Annotated in this window: 25 protein-coding genes, 1 other RNA gene and 3 other annotated features; of the genes, 4 read left to right on the forward strand and 22 right to left on the reverse strand. The window is 46.5% G+C overall.

Annotation, left to right across the window (positions count from 1 at the left end):
• Nucleotides 1–7 precede the first annotated feature (7 nt).
• Nucleotides 8–2299, reverse strand: a complete 2292-nt coding sequence (gene gshAB, locus AC0J5I_RS14110) for a bifunctional glutamate--cysteine ligase GshA/glutathione synthetase GshB (protein ID WP_475301191.1) — start codon at nucleotides 2297–2299, stop codon at nucleotides 8–10.
• Between the two features lie 193 nt (nucleotides 2300–2492).
• Between gshAB and AC0J5I_RS14115 the strand changes: the two genes are divergently transcribed.
• From AC0J5I_RS14115 to AC0J5I_RS14130, 4 genes are all read left to right on the forward strand, one after another.
• A complete protein-coding gene (locus AC0J5I_RS14115; RefSeq protein WP_475301194.1) occupies nucleotides 2493–3764 on the forward strand; it encodes a replication-associated recombination protein A in 1272 nt (423 codons plus the stop codon).
• A gap of 104 nt (nucleotides 3765–3868) precedes the next feature.
• Nucleotides 3869–4059: non-coding RNA, 6S RNA (ssrS, locus tag AC0J5I_RS14120), on the forward strand.
• A gap of 114 nt (nucleotides 4060–4173) precedes the next feature.
• The gene (locus tag AC0J5I_RS14125) at nucleotides 4174–4476 is read left to right on the forward strand and encodes a hypothetical protein (RefSeq protein ID WP_107995894.1); all 303 of its coding nucleotides are present in this window, start codon (nucleotides 4174–4176) and stop codon (nucleotides 4474–4476) included.
• Between the two features lie 97 nt (nucleotides 4477–4573).
• Nucleotides 4574–5041, forward strand: a complete 468-nt coding sequence (locus AC0J5I_RS14130) for a universal stress protein (RefSeq protein ID WP_086628292.1) — start codon at nucleotides 4574–4576, stop codon at nucleotides 5039–5041.
• Nucleotides 5042–5469: 428 nt separating this feature from the next.
• On the opposite strand, the gene AC0J5I_RS14135 is transcribed toward AC0J5I_RS14130, so the two are convergent.
• The 21 genes from AC0J5I_RS14135 to AC0J5I_RS14235 form a co-directional block, all read right to left on the reverse strand.
• Nucleotides 5470–6666 (reverse strand): acetate/propionate family kinase, encoded by a 1197-nt coding sequence (locus tag AC0J5I_RS14135; RefSeq protein WP_107995895.1) that lies wholly within the window; start codon nucleotides 6664–6666, stop codon nucleotides 5470–5472.
• Between the two features lie 50 nt (nucleotides 6667–6716).
• Nucleotides 6717–7730, reverse strand: a complete 1014-nt coding sequence (locus tag AC0J5I_RS14140; RefSeq protein WP_475301202.1) for a class I SAM-dependent methyltransferase — start codon at nucleotides 7728–7730, stop codon at nucleotides 6717–6719.
• Nucleotides 7731–7860: 130 nt separating this feature from the next.
• Complete coding sequence (gene rpmA, locus AC0J5I_RS14145; protein ID WP_068560128.1) at nucleotides 7861–8145, reverse strand: 50S ribosomal protein L27; 285 nt, start codon at nucleotides 8143–8145, stop codon at nucleotides 7861–7863.
• Between the two features lie 34 nt (nucleotides 8146–8179).
• Entirely contained in the window at nucleotides 8180–8515 is a 336-nt protein-coding gene (locus tag AC0J5I_RS14150) for a ribosomal-processing cysteine protease Prp (protein ID WP_086985390.1), read from the reverse strand.
• A gap of 14 nt (nucleotides 8516–8529) precedes the next feature.
• Nucleotides 8530–8838 (reverse strand): 50S ribosomal protein L21, encoded by a 309-nt coding sequence (gene rplU, locus AC0J5I_RS14155; protein WP_086628296.1) that lies wholly within the window; start codon nucleotides 8836–8838, stop codon nucleotides 8530–8532.
• Between the two features lie 16 nt (nucleotides 8839–8854).
• Nucleotides 8855–8928 (reverse strand) — a sequence feature (ribosomal protein L21 leader region).
• Between the two features lie 191 nt (nucleotides 8929–9119).
• Nucleotides 9120–9800 carry an amino acid ABC transporter ATP-binding protein gene (locus AC0J5I_RS14160; protein ID WP_107995897.1) on the reverse strand — a complete coding sequence of 227 codons (681 nt, stop codon included), beginning with the start codon at nucleotides 9798–9800 and terminating at the stop codon, nucleotides 9120–9122.
• A 15-nt stretch (nucleotides 9801–9815) separates the two neighbouring features.
• Nucleotides 9816–10451 (reverse strand): amino acid ABC transporter permease, encoded by a 636-nt coding sequence (locus AC0J5I_RS14165; RefSeq protein WP_086941783.1) that lies wholly within the window; start codon nucleotides 10449–10451, stop codon nucleotides 9816–9818.
• A 32-nt stretch (nucleotides 10452–10483) separates the two neighbouring features.
• On the reverse strand, nucleotides 10484–11284 hold the full coding sequence (locus AC0J5I_RS14170) for an amino acid ABC transporter substrate-binding protein (RefSeq protein WP_475301218.1): 801 nt from the start codon (nucleotides 11282–11284) through the stop codon (nucleotides 10484–10486).
• A gap of 30 nt (nucleotides 11285–11314) precedes the next feature.
• Nucleotides 11315–12112 (reverse strand): amino acid ABC transporter substrate-binding protein, encoded by a 798-nt coding sequence (locus AC0J5I_RS14175; protein ID WP_475301222.1) that lies wholly within the window; start codon nucleotides 12110–12112, stop codon nucleotides 11315–11317.
• 104 nt (nucleotides 12113–12216) lie between these two features.
• Nucleotides 12217–12467 (reverse strand) — a binding site (T-box leader).
• 79 nt (nucleotides 12468–12546) lie between these two features.
• Nucleotides 12547–13071 carry a rod shape-determining protein MreD gene (gene mreD / locus AC0J5I_RS14180; protein WP_475301226.1) on the reverse strand — a complete coding sequence of 175 codons (525 nt, stop codon included), beginning with the start codon at nucleotides 13069–13071 and terminating at the stop codon, nucleotides 12547–12549.
• Nucleotides 13071–13925 (reverse strand): rod shape-determining protein MreC, encoded by an 855-nt coding sequence (gene mreC, locus AC0J5I_RS14185; protein ID WP_475301229.1) that lies wholly within the window; start codon nucleotides 13923–13925, stop codon nucleotides 13071–13073. The genes mreD and mreC overlap by 1 nt, the downstream gene beginning before the upstream one ends.
• Nucleotides 13926–13971: 46 nt before the next feature.
• Nucleotides 13972–14985 carry a rod shape-determining protein gene (locus AC0J5I_RS14190; protein WP_107996023.1) on the reverse strand — a complete coding sequence of 338 codons (1014 nt, stop codon included), beginning with the start codon at nucleotides 14983–14985 and terminating at the stop codon, nucleotides 13972–13974.
• A 336-nt stretch (nucleotides 14986–15321) separates the two neighbouring features.
• Nucleotides 15322–15522: a cold-shock protein CspD gene (gene cspD, locus AC0J5I_RS14195; RefSeq protein WP_086628303.1), complete on the reverse strand. Its 201-nt coding sequence runs from the start codon at nucleotides 15520–15522 to the stop codon at nucleotides 15322–15324.
• Nucleotides 15523–15712: 190 nt separating this feature from the next.
• Entirely contained in the window at nucleotides 15713–16402 is a 690-nt protein-coding gene (radC, locus tag AC0J5I_RS14200) for a RadC family protein (protein WP_199903007.1), read from the reverse strand.
• Nucleotides 16403–16462: 60 nt separating this feature from the next.
• On the reverse strand, nucleotides 16463–17122 hold the full coding sequence (locus tag AC0J5I_RS14205; protein WP_086985395.1) for an HAD family hydrolase: 660 nt from the start codon (nucleotides 17120–17122) through the stop codon (nucleotides 16463–16465).
• A gap of 1 nt (nucleotide 17123) precedes the next feature.
• On the reverse strand, nucleotides 17124–18434 hold the full coding sequence (locus AC0J5I_RS14210; protein WP_475301240.1) for a bifunctional folylpolyglutamate synthase/dihydrofolate synthase: 1311 nt from the start codon (nucleotides 18432–18434) through the stop codon (nucleotides 17124–17126).
• Nucleotides 18435–18529: 95 nt separating this feature from the next.
• Nucleotides 18530–21178: a valine--tRNA ligase gene (locus AC0J5I_RS14215; RefSeq protein WP_107995903.1), complete on the reverse strand. Its 2649-nt coding sequence runs from the start codon at nucleotides 21176–21178 to the stop codon at nucleotides 18530–18532.
• A gap of 65 nt (nucleotides 21179–21243) precedes the next feature.
• Nucleotides 21244–21468, reverse strand: a binding site (T-box leader).
• A 44-nt stretch (nucleotides 21469–21512) separates the two neighbouring features.
• A complete protein-coding gene (gene tpx / locus AC0J5I_RS14220) occupies nucleotides 21513–22007 on the reverse strand; it encodes a thiol peroxidase (protein ID WP_475301247.1) in 495 nt (164 codons plus the stop codon).
• 84 nt (nucleotides 22008–22091) lie between these two features.
• A complete protein-coding gene (gene thiI, locus AC0J5I_RS14225; protein WP_475301251.1) occupies nucleotides 22092–23306 on the reverse strand; it encodes a tRNA uracil 4-sulfurtransferase ThiI in 1215 nt (404 codons plus the stop codon).
• 29 nt (nucleotides 23307–23335) lie between these two features.
• Nucleotides 23336–24472: a cysteine desulfurase family protein gene (locus tag AC0J5I_RS14230; protein WP_475301256.1), complete on the reverse strand. Its 1137-nt coding sequence runs from the start codon at nucleotides 24470–24472 to the stop codon at nucleotides 23336–23338.
• 174 nt (nucleotides 24473–24646) lie between these two features.
• Nucleotides 24647–26365: a septation ring formation regulator EzrA gene (locus AC0J5I_RS14235; protein ID WP_107995907.1), complete on the reverse strand. Its 1719-nt coding sequence runs from the start codon at nucleotides 26363–26365 to the stop codon at nucleotides 24647–24649.
• Between the last annotated feature and the right edge of the window lie 74 nt (nucleotides 26366–26439).

The following is a 26439-nucleotide window of genomic DNA, read 5'->3' on the forward strand; positions in this document are numbered from 1 at the left end:
GTTCCCCCTACTCTTCCTCCAGTTGCATTTCCGGGAACAATAAGCGCAGGATTTCCATCGTCAAACGTCGACTTTTCCCTTGGTACGGATAAATGTGAATCAGCATGGCGGGGTTGAAGTTCGCCTCAATCACCCCGTAGTTCGGCTCCTCTTTCGTGGCCGGGACCGAATGATCCGGGATGATGATATCCACCCCACAGATTGCAACACCCAGTGAGGCTGCCATCTGCACAGCCAACTTTTTGTAGCTGTCGTCCATCTGATCCGTAAAATCAATTGAATCGCCGCCGGTACTGATGTTTGAATTATCCCTCAGACGGACATTCGTGCCTTCAGGTGGGATACTGTCGAAAGTATACCCTTGCCCCTGGATCGTCAATTTTTCGAGCTCACCGGTCGCTATCAGTTCCAATGGGGAGCGGTGATTTTTCCCGCGGAGACTGTCTTTATTCTTCTCCTCGACCAATTGACGGATTGTGTGGCTGCCATCACCTACCACATTGGCCGGCACACGCAGCAACACGGCTTTCGTTTCATTGCCTATGACAAAGAATCGGTATTCGGTTCCGGCCAAGAAATCCTCGACCAATATATCCTCGTCCTCTTCAAATGCGATGCGTACTGCTTTTTCGTAGTTTTCAGCTGTTGCGCCGTCCTTGAAGATGGAAATCCCTAACCCGTAGTTCGTTGACTTAGGTTTGACGACGATGCCTTTCCCAGCAAAGATAGAGTAATCGCGCAAGGCTGCGACCACAGAATGGTACTCACCGCTGTCCGGCACAGCGAATCCGTTCTCCGCCAATATTTTTTTGGTGACGACCTTGTTTTCCATAATGAGCGGGCCGATATAGCTGTCCTTTGCCGTCATATTGCCGTTCTTCACGTATTCGCGATGATTCTTGTAGGTCAGCGAGATGAATTGGTCATAACGGTCGAGCATGTTGATCTTCAAACCTTTTTGGATGGCATCGAACATCAGGATCTGTGTGGAGAGTTCCATGTCCTCAAAGCCCCTCAAGGCATATGGACGTTTCCAGGCAGCTTCTTTGTACTTTTTGGCCAAAGATGTGGCCCAAGCCGTTTTGTCCTCTGTCGCATCCACTGCCTTGACCATCTGCCCTGCCACTGTTTTCTCCGGATTGTGGAATGCTCCGATTTTTTCTTTAACGATTGCGCTGATTTTCTCTTCTGCGCCGATCGCTTCCAGCATCTGCAGCATCCCTTCCAGGACGGACAGCCCTTCCGCTTGGAATGCGGATGGCTGCAGAGGATTCTCCAATGCCGTGCTGTAATTCATTTCTTTCCCGATTTTCATCTCTTCTTCGCTGGCATCCTTCTCGATCCACAATAAATAGAGCAGGAAATAATGGATGAAGTACATATCCTCTTTATGCATTCCGAACTCGGCAAATGGGTTCAGATCGAACAACCTGAATTCGAGATAGGCGATTCCGTTCGTCAGCAAATCACGCGCTTTGTTGGCCCCCCTGAAACGGACAGTGGAATAAAACTCCTTTTCGGCAATAAGCTTTCCACTGGTTACCATCCGTTCGATATCCTGTACATAGGCATCAATCGATTCAAAAGAAACATGCACGTCCGCTTTATTGACGTATCCATATTTGCTGCTGCGGATGCTTCTTTTGTAGCTGTCCAGAGGCAAATCCTGTTGGGTTTCTTTTTCGAAGTAGGAGCTGTCGGCGGATATGGATCCTCCCATAAGATAGGTCATGATCCATTGGTGACGGATGAAGTTATGCGCCATCTTCAAGTAGACATCCGATTGGAACGCCTTAAGTGTCCCGGCAGACCCGGAAAGCTGATGAAGTTCTTTGATGAGGGCAGGATTCAATTCGAAGTTGAAGTGGATGCCGCTGACCATCTGTTTCTTGTTCCCGTAAACAGAGACCAAGTACTCCCGGTACGCCACATCATCCGCGCTGTCCAACTTGGCTACTTTGATTTCTTCGCTTGCCGGCATGGTAGGCGGGATGCTGCAAGGCAACAGGTATTCATCTTCCGACAAGGATCGCAGTACGACATCATGGATAGCCGTCAGCCACTCATGTGTTTCCTCGATTGACTGCATCGGCGGCGTGATCAATTCCGGTTGGCTTTCCGCAAAGTCAGTCTGTATGTAAGGATGGAAACTGCGATTTCCGAATACAGTCGGGTGGTTTGTCTTGGCGATTGTACCTTCACCCGTTATCCGTTGGCTTTCTTTTTCGATTCCAAAAGAGGCTTTCGAAAATAATGCCGATAATTTATGTGTTAAAATAATCTCTTTGAAATCTGTCATTATATACTCTCGCTTTCTGCTTCCAATTTTCAATGTATTCATTATAGCTTTTCTGCTTGTAAATAGTAAAGATGTTGCTTGCCTTTCTTTTCAATCAATTTTCACAAAGCTGCCAAAAAGAAATAACCGGGCGAATGTTTGTTCTTTATTATCAGATGGCATATAATGGGGAGAGAAAAAGGAGCGGAGAATAATGAAACAACCTTTAGCATACCGTATGCGTCCCGTCCACATCGACGAAGTCATCGGCCAAAGTCATCTGGTCGGCGAAAATAAAATCATCCGCCGTATGGTCGATGCCAAGATGCTTTCTTCAATGATACTGTACGGCCCACCGGGAATCGGCAAAACCAGCATTGCGAGCGCCATCGCCGGATCGACCCATTCGGCTTTCCGGCAACTGAACGCCGCTACCGACACAAAAAAAGATCTTCAGATCGTCGTGGAGGAAGCCAAATTTTCCGGCCAGGTCATCCTCTTGTTGGATGAGGTGCATCGCTTGGACAAACCCAAACAGGATTTTCTCTTGCCGCATCTTGAGAGCGGCCAGGTCATCCTGATCGGCGCCACCACCGAAAATCCATACATCAGCATCAGTCCCGCTATCCGGAGCCGGACCCAAATTTTCGAATTGAAGGCCCTGAGCACACAGGACGTCATATTGGCGCTGGAACGGGCCATCGCTGACGAAAAGCGCGGTTTGGGTAAAGAAAAGATTATGATCGACGAAGATGCCTTGCTTCATTTCGCCAGAAGTACGATGGGTGACGTGCGCGGCTCGCTGAACGCCTTGGAATTGGCCGCGCTATCCACCAAACCGGATGCGGATGGAACCATCCACATAACCTTGGACATCGCCGAGGAGTGTGTCCAAAAGAAGGCATTGGTCCACGATAAGAACGGCGATGCCCATTACGATGTCATATCTGCCTTCCAAAAATCGATCCGCGGCAGCGACGTCGATGCGGCCATACATTATCTGGCCAGGCTGCTGGAAGCCGGCGAATTGCTGATCGCCTGCAGGCGGTTGATGGTCTGTGCCTACGAAGATATCGGCTTAGGCAATCCGCAAGCTGTGGCCCGAACCGTTTTGGCTGTTCAGGCTGCCGAAAAGCTGGGCTTGCCGGAAGCACGGATTCCCTTGGCCAATGCTGTCGTCGATCTGGCCCTTTCGCCGAAATCCAATTCGGCCTATCTTGCCTTGGACAGCGCTCTTGCCGACGTGCGCGCCGGAAAGTCCGGCGACATACCGGATAGCCTGCGGGATGCCCACTACAGCGGTGCAAACAAGCTGGGCCGTGGCATCGGGTATCAATACCCGCACGACTTCCCGGATCACTGGATCAAACAACAATATTTGCCGGACTCGCTGAAAGATCGCCGATACTACGAGCCCGCTTCGACCGGAAAATATGAACAAGCCTTGGCCAGCCAATTGCAGCACCGCTTCAACAAAGATTCCTGATTACTGTTTGGCAGCGTTTAACCAGTTGCTGCTGTACTGTTTCCGGATTGAAATGCTTGTGTTTTGCTTGCCAACGATTGATTAGTATGCTACTATACGTATATAGATTTCTGAGGTGTTCGACATATTCTCAATGTGTTGACCGAACAATTTATTACTACCTTGGGATCCTGTTTATTCCGGTGGATAACACGCCTTTTCATTTGGTAGTTAGAGACTGGATATTGGAGCCCACCTGCTTATATGCGGGTTCAAAACTAGTAGAATATAACTCACCGGCACCATCGGATTTCTAATAAAGTTTTATACTTTTGGAGCTGCTCTTTGAGCAGCTTTTTTTGCAGACTGAAATATTCGGGAAAGCATTTCTTGAGCCATTATCCCGCAATTTCCTTGAGGAGGACACACTTTGGTTGAATTGTTGATTGCCCTTTTTTCATTATTATTGGTTTCGACCGGACTTTTCATGACATTGAAAGGCCCCACTGTCTTCGTGTTGGCTCCGGATCGGATCACAGAACAGCAACGCCATCAGATCTGGCTCTTTTTCCGCAACGGCGGAGCCCTGTACATGTTGATTGGGTTTCTCTGTCTGCTGACGATTTTCTTCAGGAGTTCCCTGCTTTATGCATTTGCCGTATTGATTGCCTCAGGGTATACAGCACTCTTCAGCATCCGGCTGGCCGGCATGATGAAAGATCAGGGCCGCTGATCAATAAATTCCGGAAAATATCGCATACGCTTTCATTTTTATGGAAAGTGAAGTAAAATAAACTTGTAAGCGATACTAGTTTAGAGGAGTGGTTAATATGTTTCAAGAGTATAAGAAAATTTTGATACCGGTTGACGGATCGAGAGAATCAGAATTATCCTTCCGTAAAGCAGTGGAAGTGGCCAAACGGAATAAAGCAGCCATCATCATCACTCATATTATTGATACAAGAGCCATACAGACCCCTACAGGTTTTGAAGGCAGTTTTACGGATGAAATCGTCCGCCAATCCAAAACGTTGATGGAAGAATACAAAACCTACGCCACGAACGAAGGCATAACGGATGTTCACACAGTCATCGAATACGGCTCGCCAAAAGCCATCATCGCAAAAGATTTGCCTGCCGAATACGGCGTGGATCTGATCATGATCGGCGCGACCGGCCTTAATGCCGTCGAAAGACTGTTCATCGGCTCCGTTTCCGAGTACGTCATCCGCAACGCACCTTGCGATGTGCTGGTCGTCCGGACCGACCTGGAGAATAAACCAAAACCTAAAAAATGACAGGCAGCGGCCTAACTCCCTGCCGCAGAAAAAATTCAACAAAAAAATTCCGATATGCCAGTTGTTGGCATATCGGAATTTTTATTTTTTATTATGAAAGCATAATACATTTTGAATCCCAAAGTGCGTCACCGTTGGTGTTTTACAGGTTTGCAAAAGGTTTCATGCATCCAAAAAGTTGTCCAGCTGCACGGGTTAGCCCTTCGGAAAGGATAGAGGAACCCCTTGACTCTGCGAGCCAAGGATACTATTCGACTACCCTGCTGACGCAGGAAGTCTCTCAGCATATTGCGCTCTACGATGCTCAGTTGCATGGGACTTTTAGAGATTCATCCCTTAGAGTCCCAGTACAAGGTGACCGTAGAGAACGTTGCGTGGCACGATTTCCTAAATTTCTTTCAGGGCTGAACGAACCCGTTCCGCTTTTCTTATTTTTGGCTGAAGCGTACGACGTCGCGAGCGATCATCACTTCTTCGTCCGTAGGGATCAACAGTACTTTAACTTTTGAATCGTCAGTTGAAATGATTCTTTCAACGCCGCGGACATTGTTCTTTTCATCGTCGATTTCGCAACCGAACCAAGAGATGCCATCGATGATGATTTTGCGGGTAGGCGCAGAATTTTCTCCGACGCCGGCAGTGAAGACGATCGCATCCACACCGTTCATGATTGCAACATATTGTCCGATATATTTTATGATGCGATTGTGGAAGATATCCAATGCAATTTGAGCTTGCTCGTTGCCTTTTTCAGCTTCTGTTTCAACATCGCGCATATCGCTTGATACGCCTGAAAGTCCCAACAGACCTGATTTTTTATTCAGGATGTCAACGAATTCATTGATATCCGTGATGCCCAGTTTGCCCATCAAATACGCGATTAAAGATGCATCGATGTCCCCTGAACGAGTTCCCATCGTGATACCAGCCAATGGCGTGAAGCCCATGGATGTGTCGATAGATTTTCCGCCTTGGACAGCAGTGATGGAACCACCGTTACCGATGTGGCATGTAACGATCTTCAACTCTTCGATCGGTCTGCCCAACATTTCGGCAGCGCGTTCAGCTACGTATTTGTGGCTTGTTCCGTGTGCGCCGTACTTTCTTGCAGAATATTTTTCATAGTACTCCATCGGGATGCTGTAAAGGTAATTTACTTTCGGCATTGTTGTATGGAAAGAGGTGTCGAATACAGCAACACTTGTGATTTCAGGCAACAATTTTTTGAACGCACGGATTCCGGTAGCGTTCGCTGGGTTATGCAACGGCGCCAATTCAGCCAGTTCTTCGATTTGTTCCAGGACAAGATCATCCACAAGCGCGGAATCTTTGAAGATTTCGCCGCCGGCAACGACACGGTGGCCAACACCTGTGATCTCATCGTAGCTTGAAATGATGTTTAGTGCCAATAATTGATCCAGCAAGTTTTGTACCGCGATCTCATGGTTCGCAATATCTTCCGTTACCTTGAATTTTTCGCCTTCTCCATATTTGATTGTGAAGACGGAATCGTTCAAACCGATTCTTTCGATAATTCCGGTTGCAAGAACTTCCTGATCAGGCATAGCGTATAATGTAAATTTCAAGCTTGAGCTACCAGCATTGATAGCGATGATTTTTGACATTTTTTTCTCTCCTTTAAATTGACTGATTTTTCTTATATCTCTAATAAATATTATATCATCTTTGCGCTCCAATTGTGGAAAATATCCAGGAAAGATTGCATCTTTTGTGCGTTTTTAAGATCTGGAATTTCCCCCAAAAGCACTTGTTCGGCTTGAATCGATTTTTCACCATTTTTTTGAACAATAATGATTGATTTTTTCATTCCATTTTTGTGGAACAGATCTGCCGGAAGGCTCAAAAATGCCTGTATATGAACGTTTTCCTTTAGCCACCCCATTAATACAGATGTTTTATCTGTTTCAAAAATATCGGATGGAACGATAAAAACCCCCCAACCGGATTCTTTTAAATAGTTCACATTTTGTTCAAACATTAAGAAATGCGCAAAAGAATTTCCTTCCGAAAAAGCTGTTTTGTAATTTTTTGCGCGCTCATTCACTGGATAATAGCCGATTGGAAAATCCGATACCATGATATCCGAGGGTTCAATCAACAGTTCCTGCAGGCTGTCCGAGTGGGTGTAATGGATTTTTTCGGACAATCCCATCAAGGACCCGCTGTTGGCCGCGACACTGATCAACAGGTCATCGTTGTCAACTGCTTCCGCAGTCACTTCATTGCCTCTGCTTGCCAAATGCGCCAGAACGATATTGAGCAGATTCCCAGTTCCTGCTGCCAAGTCTGAAACATGCAGTTTTTCTGTCTTATCTTTTTTTATTTCTCCGATAAAATAAGCAATCAGATACGCAATCGTGTCCGGAGTCATTTGATGATTCATCTGGAGCTTGTCTTCTTTCGTAGCTTTGATGAAAGTCAGTTGTATGCTCTTGCGGATGATTTCTTTATCCAAGGCTTCCAAATTCATCTTTTTGTAGAGGCTGTTCAGGCGCTCGATTGCCTCATTTGAGGGCAATCCTTCCACTTGTTGTGCTTTCCCTTCAAAGGAAAGATTTTCCAGCGTTTCGGACAACGCTTCTATGTATGATAGTTCAGCTTCCGTTTGAAGTAATTTGATGGCTTCATCCATTAAACCGAAAAGACTCTCAACATTTGTTGCTTTCAAGTCGTTCACCGTCCCTTACTTTTTGTTGTTTTGTAAAAAACAAAAAAACCTGCGAAGGAAGTGACTAATCATTTGCCCCCGCAAGGTTTTTTGTGTGTATGTAATTGGTTGATCGGCAAAAGTACAAGTATTATTTAGCTGTAGGGTATACAGAAACTTGTTTTTTGTCACGGCCTAAACGTTCGAAACGAACGACACCGTCAACTTTTGCAAATAGAGTGTCATCTCCACCGATACCGACGTTAGTACCTGGATGAATTTTTGTTCCGCGTTGACGGTACAAAATCGATCCGCCAGTTACTGTTTGTCCGTCTGCACGTTTAGCGCCTAAACGTTTAGATTGGGACTCACGTCCGTTGGTAGTAGATCCGCCCCCTTTTTTGTGGGCGAACAATTGTAGATTCAATTTCAACATGTGGTTTGCACCTCCTTATTAAGTAGTACAGTTTTTATTGCATTTTTATGGTCACATAATCTGGATATGTCTGAGCGACATCTTCCAGTGAATAGAATAGATGCTTCAGTAAAATCTGCGTAATGTATTGCTGTTCCGCTTCCCTTTCGGAAAGTATTTCCGCATAGAGATACCCGCCTTCATCATTTGCTTCATCAACAAGCATCTGGTAACCGGCTAAACGTTCCACGCTATTCACAGTTTCGATGGCCAGTACGGAAACAGCGGCACAGATAATATCTTCACCTGCTACTCCATACCCGGCATGTCCCGTAATCTCGAAAGAAAGCAGGTTGCCATGGTCATCTTCTTTAAATTTCACTTCAATCATGTTTATTCACACTCTTATGCTTTGATTGCGTCAATGATTACTTTTGTATAAGGTTGACGATGACCTTGCTTGCGGTGTGTATCTTTTCTTCTCTTGTATTTGAAAGTAGTTACTTTCTTTTCTTTGCCCTGTTTTTCAACAGTGCCTTCTACAGAAGCACCTGTTACGAATGGAGCGCCAATTTTGGTTTCTTCTCCACCTACAAATACGATTTCATCAAAAGTTACTTTATCACCAGCTTCAGCATCTAATTTTTCAATGTAGATCGCTTGTCCAACTTCAACTTTTAATTGTTTACCACCTGTTACGATAATTGCGTACATATTCTCTGCACCTCCTTATTTTACTTAGACTCGCCAAACGAAGTGCCCTTTAAGGTCTTATGACTCCCATTCGTGCGGTTGTAGCCGTGGTGCGCACATTTACAACATTAATAGCTTATCAAAAATCGGGCCTCAAGTCAACCTAAATCAAAACATTCGGCAAATAAGGCGCCATTTACCTCACGGAGGACCAAAAATAGTAAAAGAAACAGGGCAGCTGCCCTGTTTCCTGTTTGGACTGTCCAATTTTCTGCGGACATACCCTAGTCTTCACAATATCCTTAACGGTTCTTGACGAATTCACTTGAGGATACGATCCGGGTACCATATTGTTGCCCGAACTCGATATCATGCGTAACGATCAGGATACCGGTTCCTCCTGCTGCAATTTCCTGGATCAGCTTTCCGATGCTGTCGGAAGATTCACGATCAAGCGCAGAAGTCGGTTCGTCAAAACAAAGCACGCGCGGATTCAACATCATTGCCCGGGCGATCGCAACCCTTTGCTTCTGGCCTCCGGACAACGTCGACGGCATCGAATTCAATTTGTCTTCCAATCCCATTTGTTCCAACAATCCAGCTGCCTTCGCCGTCAACTCTTCACGGCTGCCCAATTTTTGTGCAAGCGGCGCCTCCAGCAGATTGTCCAGCACAGTAAGGTTCGGGAACAAAGCGTAATCCTGAAACACCATGCCGATTTTATTTTGGTAAAGACGCCTTTGTTTGCGGTCCGCATATTCTGCGCCCTTCAAACCTTGTTTGCACAAGACAGCATCCTCAATCGAAATGGTGCCTTGGTCTGCTTTTTCAAGATTGTTGAGCAAACGCATCAATGTTGTTTTACCAGTTCCGGAACGCCCTACAAGCACAACGATCTCATTGGAATCGATGTGGAAAGAAAAATCATCGATTACGGTTATGTCATGATAAGACTTTTTTAAATTCATCGCATTTAATAACATGATTGCCGCTCCCCCCTAAAAGTTCCCTTTGGATTCAAGTTTATTCAGCAGCACCGTAATGACAGCCGTAACGGATAGATAGACGATACCCACAGCCAAGAAAGGCACTAACGAGGCATATGTATTCGCAGCAATTTGCCCCGCGCGCAACAGTTCCCCGAGACCGATGACATAAACCAAAGATGTATCTTTTACTAGCGCAATCACTTCATTCCCTACAGATGGCAATACAATCTTAGTGACCTGCGGAATGATGATTTTGAAAAACCCTCTGACCTTACCGATACCCAACACCGAAATGGCCTCGAACTGTCCTTTCGGAACAGCAGTGATACCTCCACGGAAGATTTCCGCATAATAGGCAGCGTAGTTGATCATATATGCCAAAATTGCTGCCGAAAAACGATCCAACGTAATGCCTATCAGCGGCAAACCGAAGAAAACAAACATCAATTGCAACAGCAATGGCGTCCCTCTCATAATGAAGACATATATCTGGATCAGAAAACCCAGCCACTTCGGTCCGTAAACCCGGATGACGGCAATCAGAAATCCTAATGGAATGCTGGAGATCCCTATGATGAAGAACAACGTAAGTGTCATCTTCAAGCCGTCAAGCAATGATGGCAGTATCGTCTGTATCAAGTCCATTTCATAAACCTCTTTCTTACCCTATATTTTCGTTATTCATTATAGAACCATTTGTCGTATATTTCATCGAAGGTTCCGTCGTCCTTCATGTCGGCCAAAGCTGCATCGACACGCTCCTGCAAGTCCGTGTTATCCTTTTTGAAGGCAACCGCCATCTCGTCTTCCCCAAAGTTATCAGCCAGGACACGGTAGATGTCTTTACCGGACTGCTTCATGTAGTAACGCCCGTAGACTTCACCGACGACGATAGCATCCACGCGGCCCGATTCCAGGTCGCTGAAGGAATTGTTATTGGAAGGATAAAGCACCAGATCTCCGCCCAACTTTTCAAATATCCCTGATGCATCTTCCATGATTTTATCCACTGAGCTGGAAGATTGTTGCGTCGAAACCAACTTCCCTTCCAAGTCCGCTTTCGTTTGGATTTCGCTGTCCTTCAAGACGATGATGGATTGCGCATCCACGATGTACGGTTCGCTCAAGAGCACTTTTTCAGCCCGTTCCGGCGTGATGGCATAGCCATTCCAGATCATGTCGATGTTACCCGAATCCAATTCGGTTTCCTTCATTGCCCAATCAATCGGTTGAAAAACCATTTCGGCTCCGATCCGTTCACCGACCTCTTTCGCCAGATCGACATCGAATCCAATGATTTCATTATTGTCATCACGGAATCCCATCGGCGCAAACGTGTCATCCAAACCTACAATCAGCGTTTCCTCAGCAACAGCTTCCGAGCTGGCGGAAGCGTCATCAGCAGTACCGCCGTTGCATCCAGCCAACAACAATAAACCCGTTCCGATTAAGGCAGCTTTTTTTAGCTTATCCAACATGCGGCTTTCCTCCTTCAACAAACAATAATGTTATTCAGCGAACCAAGTTGTGTAGATTTCATCGTACGTTCCATCTTCACGCATGTCATTCAGCGCTCCGTCAATCGCTTCTTTCAGTGCGACATCTTCCTTGCGGAGACCCACACCATATTCTTCATCGCCAAAATTATCGGTAAGAACGACATACTTTTCCTCACCTTTCTGCTTCATTGTGTAACGGCCCAATACTTCATCAACGACGATTGCATCACTGCGGCCGCTTTCCAGGTCGTTGAACACGTCATTGAAGGTAGGGTACAAAATAGCCGTGCCCCCATCAAACTCAGCGCCAATTCCCGTTTCGTCGGCGTTGATGGCATCGTATGCTGCAGATCCTTGTTGCGTCGCGACGACTTTCCCAGCCAAATCGGCTTTTGTTTCGATATCACTGTCTGCCATTGTGACGATGATTTGGCTGTTGTTCAGATACGGTTCTGTGAAAAGTACTTTCTCTTTGCGCTCATCCGTGATGGTATAGCCATTCCAGATCATGTCGATGTTCCCGGAAGCCAATTCGGTTTCCTTCATTGCCCAATCAATCGGTTGGAAAGTGATTTCCACATCCAAGCGTTCAGCAACCTCTTTCGCCAAGTCGACATCGAAACCGACGATTTCGCCGCTCTCGTCTTTGAAGCCCATCGGTGCAAAAGTATCATCCAGCCCCATCACCAATGTTTCTTTGATTCCTAAAGCTTCCGATCCGGTTGCGGAAGAATCTTCAGCAGCTCCTCCACCGCATGCAGCCAATAAACTTGTAGACGCCAACAACATTAATGCTAATTTTTTCATATTCTTCTCCTCCATATATGTGTACTTTTTTATTACCGTATTTTGTGGTGGCCCCTCATCAAGCCATTTCCAATAAAAAAAGCCCTCTAACTTCCTGCTGAAAGTTAAAGGACGATTGAAGTCGTGGTTCCACCTTTTTTTGCGGCATCTTCACAGAAACCGCCTCATAACGTTCCTTTTGAAACGTCAGTGCTGTAACGGGCACAACCGAGTCAACCTACTGAGGGCAGCGGATGCTGTCTTTTCGGCATTCTTGCTCAGAGATGTGATTTCACTGATCGCTATTGTTTGCTCGCACCACCCGCAAACTCTCTGGAAATAGGCAAAAGTTACTTTTTCTCTTCATTGCATTTAGAATTTAAGACAATAATACCACAGCGTTCGTTAAATGCAAGTATTTCATTAAAAAAAGTCTCATTTATTTCTCATCCTGTTCAATCATACATCCAGGATACAAGCTTAAACAAGGGATAATAAATTACAATGAACAACACAATATTCAACACGATTGTGGGTCCCAGCCGTTCTGAAGCGAAGGTGCTGAAATCAAGCTGAGTAATGTCCATCAAGCTGTAAAAGCCAAAAACGAATGAATCTACCGCTACAATTGCCAGGATGAACAACAAGGCCAACACAAAAACATTTTCCGTCAAATATTTCTGCATTTTCTTCACGAAATACACGATCACCGCAAAAGCGACTGCGTACACGCCCAAAATCCCGCTGTAGTAACTGTCGAACAACAGCCCGAACAGAACCGCGTAGAACTGCATCGGCTGCTTTGGGAAATAGTAGGAAAAAAGCACGAACCCGAAAAGCGCCAGGTGCGGCACGAGGATATACTCTTCACTGACGAACTGGCCCGGGAAGGCGTTGATCAAAAAGCCATCCAAAATCAAAAGCAAGTAAAGCATCACAGGGATGAAATAAGTGTGATGTAAAGATCTGTTCTGCACCATCACTCACCACTCCCGCTCAGCCGTTTGATGACCGTCACGAAGCGGATATTATAAACCTCTCCGGCGGGCTCAATCGTAACTTGCTTGAACAAGCCGTAGCTGTCCATGGATACTTCTTTGACGGTTCCGATTAACAAGGCGCTTGGCGAAACGCCGCCCAAGCCTGAAGTGATCACACTGTCGCCCGGATTGATTAGCGCATCAGGGGCAATCTGGGACATGGAAAGCATCTTCGTGTTCTCATCATAGCCATTGACGATGCCATGAACGGGACCGGATTCCGTTTGGATTTCAGCAGACACCCGGTTGGTCGTATCGTTCGAAGTAGTCAACAAGAGAACTTTCGCGCTGGTTGAATTGACTTCGGATACACGGCCGATCAGACCGTTTCCGGCCATCACCGACATGTCGACCTCTACCCCATCCTGTGATCCTTTGTCGATGACGATTTGGTTCAACCAACTGTCCGGGTTGCGGGATACTACAGAAGCATTGATTTGCTCATATTCTGATAAAGTGCTTTTTAATTCAAGTTCTTCCTGCATCCGTGCATTTTCTTGCTCCAGATTATAGACTTTCACTTGCAGCTCATAAACGGTATCAATTTTACTTTTTAAAGATTGATTTTCTTCATACGTATTCATCAGGTTATCGACTGAATCAACAAAATTCGCCACTACTTCCGCCGGCTTAGAAAATATTCTCGCAATGGAGCCTGTCACATCGTTCCCTACTTGTTGCGGTATCGATGTATCTTCTCTGTTGTTCGTAAGAGAATATGCTATCAAGCTGATAAAGGTGATCACACTGATCAATAGGATGATCAATTTTTTATTGTTAAAAAACTGATTCACATTGACACCTCATTTCGTACATCACTTTCAATTACATTCATTATGCTTAATGCCTTAAATTTTTACGCTTGTACACGTTGATATTCTTCAATGTTTCGCCTGTCCCGATGGAAACACAATCCAATGGGTCGTTGGCGATAAATACAGGAACTTCTGCTTCCGCTGAAATGACTTCAGCAATGTTCTTCAACAAAGCGCCGCCGCCTGTCAGAACGATGCCATGGTCAATGACGTCAGCAGATATTTCGGGAGGGGTCTCTTCCAGCACTTCCCTCACGGAAAGGATGATGTTCTCGACCACATCATGAATCGCAACCGCTACATCCTCAGCATGGATTTCTAAAGTTTTGGGCAGGCCGTTCACCATATCCCGGCCTCTTATTTCCATGGAGCCGTAAGAAGCTGCCTGTTCGATGTCGGCACAGCCGATTGTTATTTTGATGTTTTCGGCAGTGCGCTCACCGATCAGCAGACCGTATTTTTTGCGTATGAATTGAATGATTGCCTCATCCATACGATCACCACCGGCTGTGCTTGAGCGGCTTGTAACGATTCCACCAAGGGAAATCGTCGCGACATCCGTCGTCCCGCCACCGATGTCCACCACCATATTGCCTGTAGGTGCATGCACCGGCAGTCCCGCTCCCACCGCCGCGGCGAAAGGCTCTTCTATGATGAATGCTTCTTTGGCGCCGGCTGTCCGGGTAGCATCAAGAACTGCCCGTTTCTCGACTTCCGTCACACCACTCGGTACGCAGACCATCACATATGGTTTTATGAATGCATTCCCAGTCGCTTTTTTGATGAAATACTTCATCATTGCGACAGTTGTATCGTAATCCGCAATGACGCCTTCTTTCATCGGGCGCGAAGCCACAATGGTGCCGGGCGTCCTGCCAAGCATCTGGAAAGCTTCTTCCCCAACGGAAAGAATCTCCCCCGTATGGATATTTTTTGCGACGACAGAAGGTTCTCTGATCACGATGCCCTTGCCGGCTATGAAGACGATCGTATTGGCCGTACCTAAATCAATTCCGATGTTTTTACCTTTAAAATTCAAACTTACCAAGTACTTCTCATCCTTCCGTCTGATTGACTACAAACTCTCCCACAAACAAATTCTTTTCTATTTTACCACAAACCGGAACAAGAAAAACATCAATGTAACAAACAAAAGAAAGAATTAATCTATTTGACAGGAAAGCCGTCGTTCAGTAATACTGTCGTCAAATATTCATTCCCATTGACACAATATGACTACACGATTCACAGTGAATCCGCCAGTTGGTCAGCATTCCTTGATGAACATCGGATACGCGACAAACCAATTCGCTTGGCATTTAAAAAGGGCCCGAGACAGTGTCCCGGACCCTTTGATCGTTTAAGTTAAGGAATATTAGATTTTTTCTACGTTAGAAGCTTGCGGTCCACGGTTTCCATCAACGATTTCGAATGAAACTGCTTGTCCTTCTTCTAATGATTTGAATCCGTCGCCTAAGATCGCTGAGAAATGTACGAATACATCATCGCCGCTTTCGCGTTCGATAAATCCAAAACCTTTTTCTGCGTTAAACCATTTTACTGTTCCTTTTTCCATGAAAAATTCCTCCTCGTGCAAAGCACTAAAAATGTGATTCTTGCTTTTGGTACGATAGGAATGTTCAAGACAATCTTTTCTTTACCAAACAAAAACACTAATATAATGATATATCAGGTTTTCCGATATTGCAAATTTTTTGCCATCAGATTTTCATTTTTATCTGTGGAAATACTGGCGGCAATAGAAACTAAATGATCCCGTATTCACGCAGGCTGAGATAATCATCGACCCCGATGATGAAATGATCAAGAATCTCAATACCCATCATTTCTCCGCATTCCACCATCCGGCGGGTAAACACCAAATCAGCTTCAGAGGGATCCGGATTCCCGGAAGGATGATTGTGAGCGAGGATTATACGCGCCGCGGCAAACCTTACCGCCTCACGAAAAATTTCGCGCGGATGCGCAACCGAACTGTTCAGGCTGCCGATGAATATCGTCTTCTTCTTGATGATTTCGTTCTTTGTGTTCAGATAGACAGCCACCACGTGTTCCTGCTGGAGGTCGCGCATCTCTTTCTGCAAAAGTGTTCCGGCGCTTTGCGTCGAGGTGATTGTACCGCTCTTCAATTGCGTGGCATTGGCTACACGGACTCCCAATTCGACACAGGCCTTTATTTCGATCGCTTTGGTTCGGCCGATTCCGTGGATCGAAGTCAATTCTTCCAGTGAGGCCAGCTTTAAAGAATGCAAATCCTCGAACTCATTCAGCACCCGTAAGGCCAACTGCATAACATTGCTGTCCCTGGGCCCTGTACGCAGAATGATCGCCAATAATTCATGCGTCGCTAGGGCTTTTTCTCCAAATTGATCCAATCTTTCACGCGGGCGCGAGGCTTTCGGAACCTCCATCAGCAGATTTGTTTCTTGCACCATCCTGTTTTACCCCTTTCCTTCCGTCTACTCAATAGATACGCAGGAAGGGGCGAAAACAGGTTATTTCTCTTTCAGCCAATCCATGACCGCGTGCAGGTCCGGCAAAATGGCCGTCGTTTTTGCTTTCGCTTCGTCATCCGGAACAATCAGATCGGGGATCATGATCACTTCAATGCCCGCATCATAAGCCGCACGGATGCCATTAAGCGAATCTTCCAGAATCAGACAATCCTCTTTCGGAATGCCGAGGGGTTTCCAGGCACTCAGGAAAATTTCCGGATCCGGTTTGGCGAAGGACACTTCATCCCCGCAGACTTGGTAGCGGAAATACTGCGAAATATCAGCCAATTCAAGGTAGAAGCTGACCTCCCTCCTTCGGCTGCTGGAAGCAACGACGCACACCACGCCTTCTTCCTTCAGAAAGGCCAGCAGATCATACAGGCCTTTTTTGATCGGAAGCCCCTGCTCGGAGGCGATGGTTGTCTGCCTTTTCTTCATTTTTCTCAGGAATCGCTCCGCTAGTTCAGCGTCACCGAAGTCGGAGGCCAATTCAGGCATCACATCCCTATCAGATCGTCCTACTTGTTTCAGGTAATAATCAAAGTCGAACGCTATCGGCAAAGCCAGCTCTTCAGCCAATTCACCTTGTGCCTGGTATCCCAACGTTTCCGTATCGAACATCAATCCATCCATATCAAAAATGACTGCTTTTTTACGCATCTCAAAACTCCTCATTCTTTAATAAATAATGTCTTACTTCGGAAAGAAAATACAGTGAGCCTGTGATCAATAACAGGCCTTCTTCGGATTGCTTCGCCTTCAGATCATCGATTGCAATGCGCCAATCTTCATAGGCCGCAGCTTCGGATATGCCCATCCGCTCGCACAGTTCCTTAACCGATGCAGCTCTTGGGAAATCAAAACTGGTCACGTAAAGCTTGCTGTCAGGGATTGACTTAATCAACTGGCCCATTTCCTCCAGGTCCTTATCCGCCAACGCCGCCAACAGAATGGTGATGTCCTTATCCGAAAACTTCTTCTTGATCGCTTCAGTCAGAACTTCCATAGCCGGGATATTATGCGCACCATCCAGCATGACAAATGGTTCTTGCGAAACGATCTCCATCCGAACCGGCCAAGCTGTCCCGAGAAGCCCTGCTTTGATCGTGGTTTCCGAATAGTCTAAAACGTATTTTTGGCAGAACAGCAAGAAAGCTTGCAGCGCAGTGGCCGCATTATCGACTTGATGGCCACCCATCAAGGTTATTTCCAGGTTTTCAAAAGTGCCCAACGGAGAGGTAAAGTCAAAGACCTCATGGTAATCAGAACCCTCATGCCAATTGGAGACGCTGAAATCCGGGCCGAATACATGCAAGGGCGCAGCCTTTTTTTCCGCAGTGTCACGCATCACCGACAAAGCCTCTTCAGGCAATCTTCCAATGACGACCGGTGTCCCTTTCTTGATGATGCCCGCTTTTTGAAAGGCGATTTTCTCAATGGTATTTCCAAGAATATTGCTGTGATCTTTGCCTATCGTCGTGATGAGCGACAAATCCGGCTCGGCAACATTCGTGCTGTCGTAAAGACCGCCCAGGCCGACTTCCAACAATACGACATCGCACGGATGGGAGCCAAAATAGGAGAACATCATGGCGGTCACTACTTCGAATTCCGTCAGCGGACCCATATCCGTCAGGCCGATTTCCTCATAAAGTGCGTACAGAATGTTCGCTTGTTCCAATACGTCCTCATCCGGGATGTTCGCTCCATTCACGCCGATCCTTTCATTGAAACTGACGATATGCGGCGAGGTGAAGGTTCCCACCGTACAGCCAGCCGCCTTGAACAGGCTTCTTAAGTAAGCAACATTCGACCCTTTTCCATTTGTTCCGGCAATATGGATGGATCTGAATTTACGTTCCGGGTGATCCAGTTTTTCCATCAACCATTTCATCCGGACTATTCCCGGTTTAGGACCCATGCCTTTGCGGGAATGGATCCATTCCATCGCTTCTTCATAAGTTGCAAACATATACCGCTTCACTCCATTTCCATTTAAGAAGAACCCTATCCACAAAGGCGCTTGCTAATAGGGTTCTTCCTGTTCAATTCAATTTAATTCTATGGTCAAGCCAACTGTTCTTTCAGAGCAGCGATACGTTCTTCCACAGCCACGAGTTTATCGCGGTATTCCGTTTCTTTTTGTTTCTCCCCATCAATTACAGCCTGCGGTGCTTTGCTGATGAATTTTTCGTTATTCAATTTGCTTTCCACCCGGTCGACTTCTTTGGTCAATTTCTCCGCTTCCTTTTCGAGACGGGAAATCTCATCTTCCAATTTGATCAGACCCGCTAAAGGCATGTACACTTCTCCGCCTGAGAAAACGGCGGTGACAGCGTCGCTGGCTGCCTGGATGTGTAGACCTATTTCCAGCGTATCCGGATTGCAGAAACGGAAGATGTAGGATTCGTTGGCGCGGAAAATCGCTTCGGTCGCCTCGTCATTCACTTTCAGCTGCATCGGAACTTTCTTGGACAACGGTGTGTTCATTTCTGCGCGGACATTGCGGACGCCACGGATCAATTCGATCAGTTTTTCCATCGCTTCCTCAGCTGCTTCATCGATATAGCTGTCATCCGTTTCCGGATAGGCTGCCGTTACGATAGAATCGCCTTGATGCGGTACATTCTGCCAGATTTCTTCGGTGACGAACGGCATGACCGGATGCAATAAGCGCAAGACATTATCCAAAACATACGCCAAGATGCTGCGGGTTGTGCGTTTTGCCTCTTCATTTTCCCCTTGCAGAACTTCTTTGGACATTTCGATATACCAGTCACAGTAATCATCCCAGATGAAACGGTACAACAAACGACCTGCTTCACCGAATTCAAATTTCTCGAACAGATCCGTCACTTTTGTGATGGTCTTGTTCAGGCTGGAAAGAATCCATTTATCGGCGATTGTCTTTTCCCCTGAAATGTCGATGTCGTCGAAAGTCAGATCTTCCAAATTAAGGAGCACGTAACGGCTGGCATTCCAGATTTTGTTGATGAAGTTCCAGGATGCATCCATCTTCTCATAGCTGAAGCGCACATCCTGTCCAGGTGCGGAACCGTTGGCCAAGAACCAACGCAAAGCATCCGCTCCGTATTTTTCGACAACTTCCATCGGATCGATTCCGTTTCCGAGCGATTTGCTCATCTTGCGGCCTTGCTCATCACGGATCAGACCATGGATCAGCACATTCTCAAATGGACGCTTGTCGGTGAACTCCAGACTCTGGAAGATCATTCGGCTTACCCAGAAGAAGATGATGTCATAGCCGGTAACCAACGTGCTGGTAGGGAAATAACGTTTGAAATCTTCCGCATCTTCATCCGGCCAGCCCATCGTCGAGAACGGCCAAAGTGCTGAACTGAACCACGTATCCAGAACATCCTCATCCTGCGTCCAGTTTTCGCTGTCGCTCGGAGCTTCCATGCCTACGTACATTTCGCCGGTTTCCTTATGATACCAGGCCGGGATTTGATGTCCCCACCATAATTGGCGAGAAATGACCCAGTCATGGACGTTGCCCATCCAAGTCAGGAATGTATTCTCAAATCGTTCCGGATAGAAGGAAACTTTTTCTTCTGCCGATTGATTTTCCACAGCACGCTCAGCCAACGGTTGCATTTTGACGAACCATTGCGTCGAGATGCGCGGTTCCACAATAACGTTTGTGCGTTCTGAATGTCCGACACTGTGGGTCATTTCTTCAATTTTGACCAAATAGCCCAGTTCTTCCATATCTTTTATGATCGCTTTGCGCGCCGCAAAACGGTCCATTCCTGCATATTTTCCGGCTGCTTCGTTCATCGTCGCATCATCGTTCATGACGTTCACTTGCGGCAAATCATGGCGTAATCCGACTTCAAAGTCGTTCGGGTCATGAGCGGGTGTGATCTTAACGACACCAGTCCCGAAGTCCATCTCAACATAATCATCAGCGATGACCGGGATTTCCCGATTCACCAGCGGCAATGTCACGGTCTTGCCGATGAATTGCTGATATCTTTCATCTTCCGGATGAACCGCGATGGCAGTATCGCCCAACATGGTTTCGGGACGGGTAGTCGCCAACTCCAGGTAGCCTGAACCATCCGTCATCGGATAACGGAAGTGATAGAAGGCGCCCTGAACGTCCTTGTGGATGACTTCAATATCGGATAAGGCTGTTTTCGCTTTAGGGTCCCAGTTGATGATATAGGCGCCGCGGTAGATCAAGTCTTTTTCATACAATCCAACAAAAACTTTGCGTACTGCATCCGACAAACCTTCATCGAGCGTAAATCGCTCGCGGTCATAATCAACGGAAATGCCCATTTTTCCCCATTGTTCACGGATTACGCTAGCGTAATCCTCTTTCCATTCCCAAACCTTGTCGACAAAGGCTTCTCGGCCGAGGTCATAGCGGGTAAGGCCATCCTCGGCTAATTTTGCTTCAACCTTGGCTTGGGTGGCGATGCCGGCGTGGTCCATCCCAGGCAACCACAATGTATCGAATCCTTGCATGCGTTTTTGGCGAATCAACATATCCTGCAGCGTCACATCCCAGGCATGGCCCAAGTGCAGTCTGCCGGTTACGTTCGGAGGCGGAATCACGATCGAATACGGTTTTTTGCTTTTGTCGCCGCTCGGTTTGAACAGTCCCGCTTCCACCCATTTTTGATATTTTCCTGCTTCTACTTGCTGGGGTTGATACTTTGTCGGCATTGCGTCTGCTTTAGACATTCAGCCACTTCCTCTCTCTTTTTTACATCGATTTGTTGCGAAAAAAAAACGCCCTGCATACGAATATGCAGGACGATATGAATCGCGGTACCACCTAAATTACAGGAATCAGATCCCTGTCTCTCTTTTTGATAACGGAGAATACTCCGAGCTGCGCTACCCAGTCCACAGACCTTCACACAACTTGCTCACAAGCTACTTCACTTTCCTTCCCCAAAAAAGCTCTCACCAAACGCTTTTCTCTCTTATGTGGTTCCGGGTAAGCTACTCTTCTTGATCGACGCTTATATATACTTCACTAGTTTAGCACCTTTTGATTGAAATCTCAATGCGATTAAAGTAAATTTTTTGCTGCTGCCAATGCTGCCGCTTCATCCGGCTCTGTCGCGATTTCAGGGACGATCTCCATGTAGGAAAGGACGCCTCCTTTGTCGATGACGAATACGCTGCGGGCCAACTTGTTGCCTAATTTGGGCACTTTCAGTCCATAAGCTTCCCCAAACTCGCCTGCGTCGTCATGCAACATCTGCATATCGATGCCGTTTGCCGAGCACCAGTTGATCAATTCTTCTTTTGTATTTTTCGAAACCGACAACAACGTCAAGCCTTCGATGTTTGCTGCCGTCTCGTTGAATTTGCGTGTTTGTTTGTCGCAAACGCTCGTGTTGATGTCCGGGAATACGCTGATCAAGACAACCGAACCGCGCAAATCATCCAAAGATACCTTTTCGTCTTCTGTATTGTATAACGAAAATGCCGGTGCCTTCTCCCCAACTACGGGTTGACTCCCTAAAACTTCAACAATTTCACCTTTTAATGTCACTTGCATGAAAACATTCCCCCTTATCCGATAGTACTCTCATTATACAGATAAGTGGTGATTTATGGTAAGGATACGCTTTTGCCGGGCGGGTTACAGCAAATCCGAAAAGAGCGCCTCGTCTTGGCTGGCGGTATCCTCTCGGCCGGTTATGCTCGATATGACAATGCCTGCAACTGCGCGTGCCACGAGCGGCTCGACATCAAGGATCGCTTCAAATCGTCTGGCCTTATCCAAATGCGGTTTCGTTTTGGGTGACGGTGGCGCAAAAATCGTACAGCAGTCTTCGAACGGTTGCACCGACAGATCAAAGGTATCAATTTTTTGTGCCAAATCGATGATTTCCAATTTATCCATCGTTGCGACCGGACGAATGATCGGCGTCGTTGTGACATCATTGATGGCAATCATGCTCTCCAGCGTTTGGGAAGCGACTTGGGCCAAAGATTCCCCATTAAAGATGGCCAAACCTTTGCGTTCGGCTCTGATGGCATCGGTGATGCGCAGCATCATCCGGCGCGTGATCGTCATCAGATAATCCGCAGGAATCTTCTCTTTGATTTCTTCCTGAATCTCCGTGAACGGCACTTCGATGAACTGGATTTCACCGCCGAATTTAGTCAATTTAGCAGCCAGATCCTTGGCTTTCTGCAACGCTTGCGGACTTGTGTAAGGTGGGCTGTGGAAATGCACCGCCTCGATCTTCACGCCGCGCTTCATGGCAAGATAACCGGCTACCGGTGAATCGATGCCTCCGGAAAGCATCAGCATGCCTCTACCGCTGGAACCGACAGGCAATCCGCCAGCCCCCTGATAGGTTTGTGTACTCAGCATGATGCCGTTGGTTTTGATGTCTACGCGCACAAGGATGTCCGGCTGCTTCATCTTGACTGAAATACCGGGGAAAGCATCCAGGACAGTGGCCCCCAGCTCGGCATTCATGAAGGTCGTGTCATGCTCGTAGGCGTGATCCGCGCGACGCGTAGCTATCTTGAATGTCTTTGCGGCCGTCTCCATTTTGGCAAGCAACTCCACCAAAACCCGTTTCACTTCATCGAGATCACGCGAAACCAGATAGACCGGTGAATAGTTTTGGATACCGAACACATGCTGCAGGCGCTCGATAATGATTGCCTCGTCAGCTCCGTTCAGATCCAATAACATAGAATCGTGCTCGGGTTTGATTTTGATCTGCGGATGATCCTTTGTGACCATTCTGACGTTTTGCGCCAACTGTTGGACAAAACGTTTTTTGTTTTTCCCTTTGGTCGACAGTTCGCCAAAGCGGATTTGAATGTGTGTTTCCATTTATGTTCTCTTCCAATCTGTTAGTTATTCTATTGTATCTTTTTGAACTGTTGATGCAGCGTCCGGAAATGTTCTATGAAGGCTTGCGCTTCCGACTCCGTATTCTCGCCGGAAAGGCTTATCCTGACAGCACACTGGCTCCAGGAAAGCGGTACGCCCATTGAACCTAGTGTGTATGGCGTACCCTTCTTTCTGCTTGAGCAGGCGCTGGTGGTTGAAATGAAGATGCCTATGCTTTCGAAAGCATGGACCATCACTTCTCCCCTGACGCCTTTCATAGCAAAGCAGAGGATGTGGCCGGCGCCATCTTCAGGAGAAAAAATCCGGACATCCTTATATTCCGAAAGAGCGACAACTAATTTATCCCGAACCAACTGTTCTTGTTTTCGGCTGGACGCGCTGTTTTCAAGCGTCATACGCAAAGCTTTCGCCATCGCTGCAACTCCACCAACATTCTCTGTTGTGCTGCGCATGCCCGTTTCTTGCCCGCCTCCTGTCAACAGTGGCGCAATCCGTTTACCATGTTTCTTGTAAAGGATACCCACGCCTTTGGGGCCGTGAAATTTATGAGCTGAAAGCGACAAGAGATCCACCCGGGGATGTCGGATCAGCGGTTCGCATTCACCGACAGCTTGCACGGCATCCACATGGAAATGGACCCAAGGGTAGTTTTCCAACAACTCGCCGATAGCCTCGATTGGTTGGATGCTGCCCACTTCATTGTTGATTGCCATAACGCTCAGCAGGATCGTATCTTTCCTTATCGTTTTCTCAAGCTCCTCGATGGATACGATTCCGTTCGCGTCGACAGGCACGTAGCTGATTTCAAATCCTAACTTTTCCAGTTGCTCCAACGACTTTGATACGGCAGGATGCTCAACGGAAGAAGCGATCATGTGTTTCCCTGCTGAAAATTTCTCCATCGCAGTACCTTTGATCGCCCAGTTGTCACTCTCTGTCCCACCGCTCGTGAAGAATATTTCATCCGGCTGGGCACCCAGTAATAGTGCAATCTGTTTGCGCGATTGCTGCAACAAAGCATCCGCTTCATTGCCTAATCTGTGCAGACTGGAAGGATTACCAAAAAATTGTTCATTGACCTTCCGGTATGTATCCATAGCTTCCGGATACATTTTTGTTGTTGCACTGTTGTCAAAATAAATCATCTTTATCTACACTTCCTTAATAACTTTGCACTCTCATCGGGACATCCCATCTATTATATAGAAAATGCCTGACCATTTAAAGCATACGGCTGAATTTTATTCCGTTCTCATAAAAGAGGGTCCAAAAAAGGGCCGAGACAATGTCCCGACCCCTGCGTTCTGTTTGTTCTGCATTTAATAGTAGTGACGATTTTTTTCTTCCTGATAAGACTCTTCCACTTTGCGGGCAGCCCCTGCTTCGATGCGATTCAGTGGGATTTTGACAGCCTCCAATGCACCTGCATAGTCAAATTCACGATGGAAAAGCACCAAAGCTTTGTTGATGGCATTTTCGATCTCCACATGCGAATGACGGAAACGGTTTGCGTACTGAATCATATACTCCGTCAGCATCGCATTGTCCACAATCGTTTGGGTTTGGTTATCCAACATTTCGATGTCCTCTTCGCACATCTTGGAAATGGCATCGATTTCGTCCATGTCGATCTTCACTCGGTTAAGCTTGGAAGCCAAATCCTCGATGCGATCCGTAACCGAGAAGAAAAGATCCAAATAGATTTTCGGCAATCCAGGCAGATGGTATTTCTCGATTGTCCGTTTCATGTTGCGCATGTCCAACTCGTACAAATCGATGCTGTCCTTGATTTCCTTTTCGCGGTTGCGCAAGTCACTGAGGTTGCTTACCAATTCAGACTGTTCTTTGTCGATTTCCGAAAGGCGTTGGCTGATTTTCTCATAATATTCGCGGACAACCGAGTAGGAAATTTCATGTTCCTTCATCATCTTATCGTAGTAACGCAAAGCTTCATTTTCCTTCAGCAACTGCTCTTCGAACTCTTGCGCACGGCCCAATTCATTCTTGTTCAAGAAGTAATTCTGGGAAACACGGTCGATTTCAAGTAGCACATAACGGTTGCTCTGCAGGACGTGATCCATTTTCTTTTGCAGATTCGCCGTATGACGGCCCACAAATTCCTTGGCTTCCATTTCTTTTTCCATGATGGCATAGACCGCTTCGATATCGCGTTCTACCTTATCCATCTTCTTGCCTGCTTCATTGATATCGGCAAGGGCGATGGAATCTTTTGCTTCCTGAATTTCTTTTTCAACAGCAGCTATCTCAACGGAGACATCCACACCTTCGAAAATGTACTTTTCATCCAACAAGCGTTGGTAACCGTCTTTCAAATCATTCACTTGTTCTTCATACTCTGTTTTGATTTTTTCGTTCAGCTGAGGGATCTTTTCAACGACTTCTTCCATAACAAGCAAATCCTGCTCGATACGCGATAAGATTTCTTTGGCTTCCATATGGTCGCCTTCGTTCGTCAATGAATTGAATTTCGTGAAATCCAACTCCATGTAATTCAGGTTCTTCTCCAACGTTTCGATGGCTGGACCGAATGTAAAGCTGTGCGCCAATAATTGTTTGCGGATTTTATTATAGCGTTCCTGGATTTCTTCCAACTCTTTGCGGTTTTCCTGTGCACTTTCCAATAGTTTTTCGAGTGCCTTGTTCACTTTTTCAACGCTGTTTTTCGTTTCGTCGATCAGTTGATCCGCTTGCGAAATGGCTTGCTTCGCCTTGATGAAGTTCATGCGTTGGATGTATTGTTCAGCACTGACAAGCGCCGCCTCAATTTCAGGATACTGAAAACGCGTGATGGTCTGCCATGTAGCTTGCCAACTTTCATATGTACGCTTTGTTTGCCCTGTCAAATTCATATTTTTCAATGTGAACAGGTTATCGGCCACAGGTATGGCCATCGCTTTTTGCTTCTTCTCATCGATTTCTTTGATTCGATTCGCTTGTTGCCTCGTCAAATACATGATCGCACCGTACCCGATCAACACTAATAATATTATCGCTACTAACCAGTATATAAACTCCATCAATAAATCCTCCACCTATTCCGACAATTTCGTTTATTTGATCTGAAAATTGAAAACGCCCAATATATCTCATT

The organism is Trichococcus sp. TS_SC_9, from assembly GCF_056156325.1.

Excerpts from the sequence above, each read along its gene's own strand:
- gshAB (WP_475301191.1), bottom strand. The coding sequence starts at position 2,299 with ATGACAGATTTCAAAGAGATTATTTTAACACATAAATTATCGGCATTA.
- AC0J5I_RS14115 (WP_475301194.1), top strand. The coding sequence starts at position 2,493 with ATGAAACAACCTTTAGCATACCGTATGCGTCCCGTCCACATCGACGAA.
- AC0J5I_RS14130 (WP_086628292.1), top strand. The coding sequence starts at position 4,574 with ATGTTTCAAGAGTATAAGAAAATTTTGATACCGGTTGACGGATCGAGA.
- AC0J5I_RS14135 (WP_107995895.1), bottom strand. The coding sequence starts at position 6,666 with ATGTCAAAAATCATCGCTATCAATGCTGGTAGCTCAAGCTTGAAATTT.
- rpmA (WP_068560128.1), bottom strand. The coding sequence starts at position 8,145 with ATGTTGAAATTGAATCTACAATTGTTCGCCCACAAAAAAGGGGGCGGA.
- AC0J5I_RS14150 (WP_086985390.1), bottom strand. The coding sequence starts at position 8,515 with ATGATTGAAGTGAAATTTAAAGAAGATGACCATGGCAACCTGCTTTCT.
- rplU (WP_086628296.1), bottom strand. The coding sequence starts at position 8,838 with ATGTACGCAATTATCGTAACAGGTGGTAAACAATTAAAAGTTGAAGTT.
- AC0J5I_RS14160 (WP_107995897.1), bottom strand. The coding sequence starts at position 9,800 with ATGTTATTAAATGCGATGAATTTAAAAAAGTCTTATCATGACATAACC.
- AC0J5I_RS14165 (WP_086941783.1), bottom strand. The coding sequence starts at position 10,451 with ATGGACTTGATACAGACGATACTGCCATCATTGCTTGACGGCTTGAAG.
- AC0J5I_RS14170 (WP_475301218.1), bottom strand. The coding sequence starts at position 11,284 with ATGTTGGATAAGCTAAAAAAAGCTGCCTTAATCGGAACGGGTTTATTG.
- AC0J5I_RS14175 (WP_475301222.1), bottom strand. The coding sequence starts at position 12,112 with ATGAAAAAATTAGCATTAATGTTGTTGGCGTCTACAAGTTTATTGGCT.
- mreD (WP_475301226.1), bottom strand. The coding sequence starts at position 13,071 with ATGGTGCAGAACAGATCTTTACATCACACTTATTTCATCCCTGTGATG.
- cspD (WP_086628303.1), bottom strand. The coding sequence starts at position 15,522 with ATGGAAAAAGGAACAGTAAAATGGTTTAACGCAGAAAAAGGTTTTGGA.
- radC (WP_199903007.1), bottom strand. The coding sequence starts at position 16,402 with ATGGTGCAAGAAACAAATCTGCTGATGGAGGTTCCGAAAGCCTCGCGC.
- AC0J5I_RS14205 (WP_086985395.1), bottom strand. The coding sequence starts at position 17,122 with ATGCGTAAAAAAGCAGTCATTTTTGATATGGATGGATTGATGTTCGAT.
- AC0J5I_RS14210 (WP_475301240.1), bottom strand. The coding sequence starts at position 18,434 with ATGTTTGCAACTTATGAAGAAGCGATGGAATGGATCCATTCCCGCAAA.
- AC0J5I_RS14215 (WP_107995903.1), bottom strand. The coding sequence starts at position 21,178 with ATGTCTAAAGCAGACGCAATGCCGACAAAGTATCAACCCCAGCAAGTA.
- tpx (WP_475301247.1), bottom strand. The coding sequence starts at position 22,007 with ATGCAAGTGACATTAAAAGGTGAAATTGTTGAAGTTTTAGGGAGTCAA.
- thiI (WP_475301251.1), bottom strand. The coding sequence starts at position 23,306 with ATGGAAACACACATTCAAATCCGCTTTGGCGAACTGTCGACCAAAGGG.
- AC0J5I_RS14230 (WP_475301256.1), bottom strand. The coding sequence starts at position 24,472 with ATGATTTATTTTGACAACAGTGCAACAACAAAAATGTATCCGGAAGCT.
- AC0J5I_RS14235 (WP_107995907.1), bottom strand. The coding sequence starts at position 26,365 with ATGGAGTTTATATACTGGTTAGTAGCGATAATATTATTAGTGTTGATC.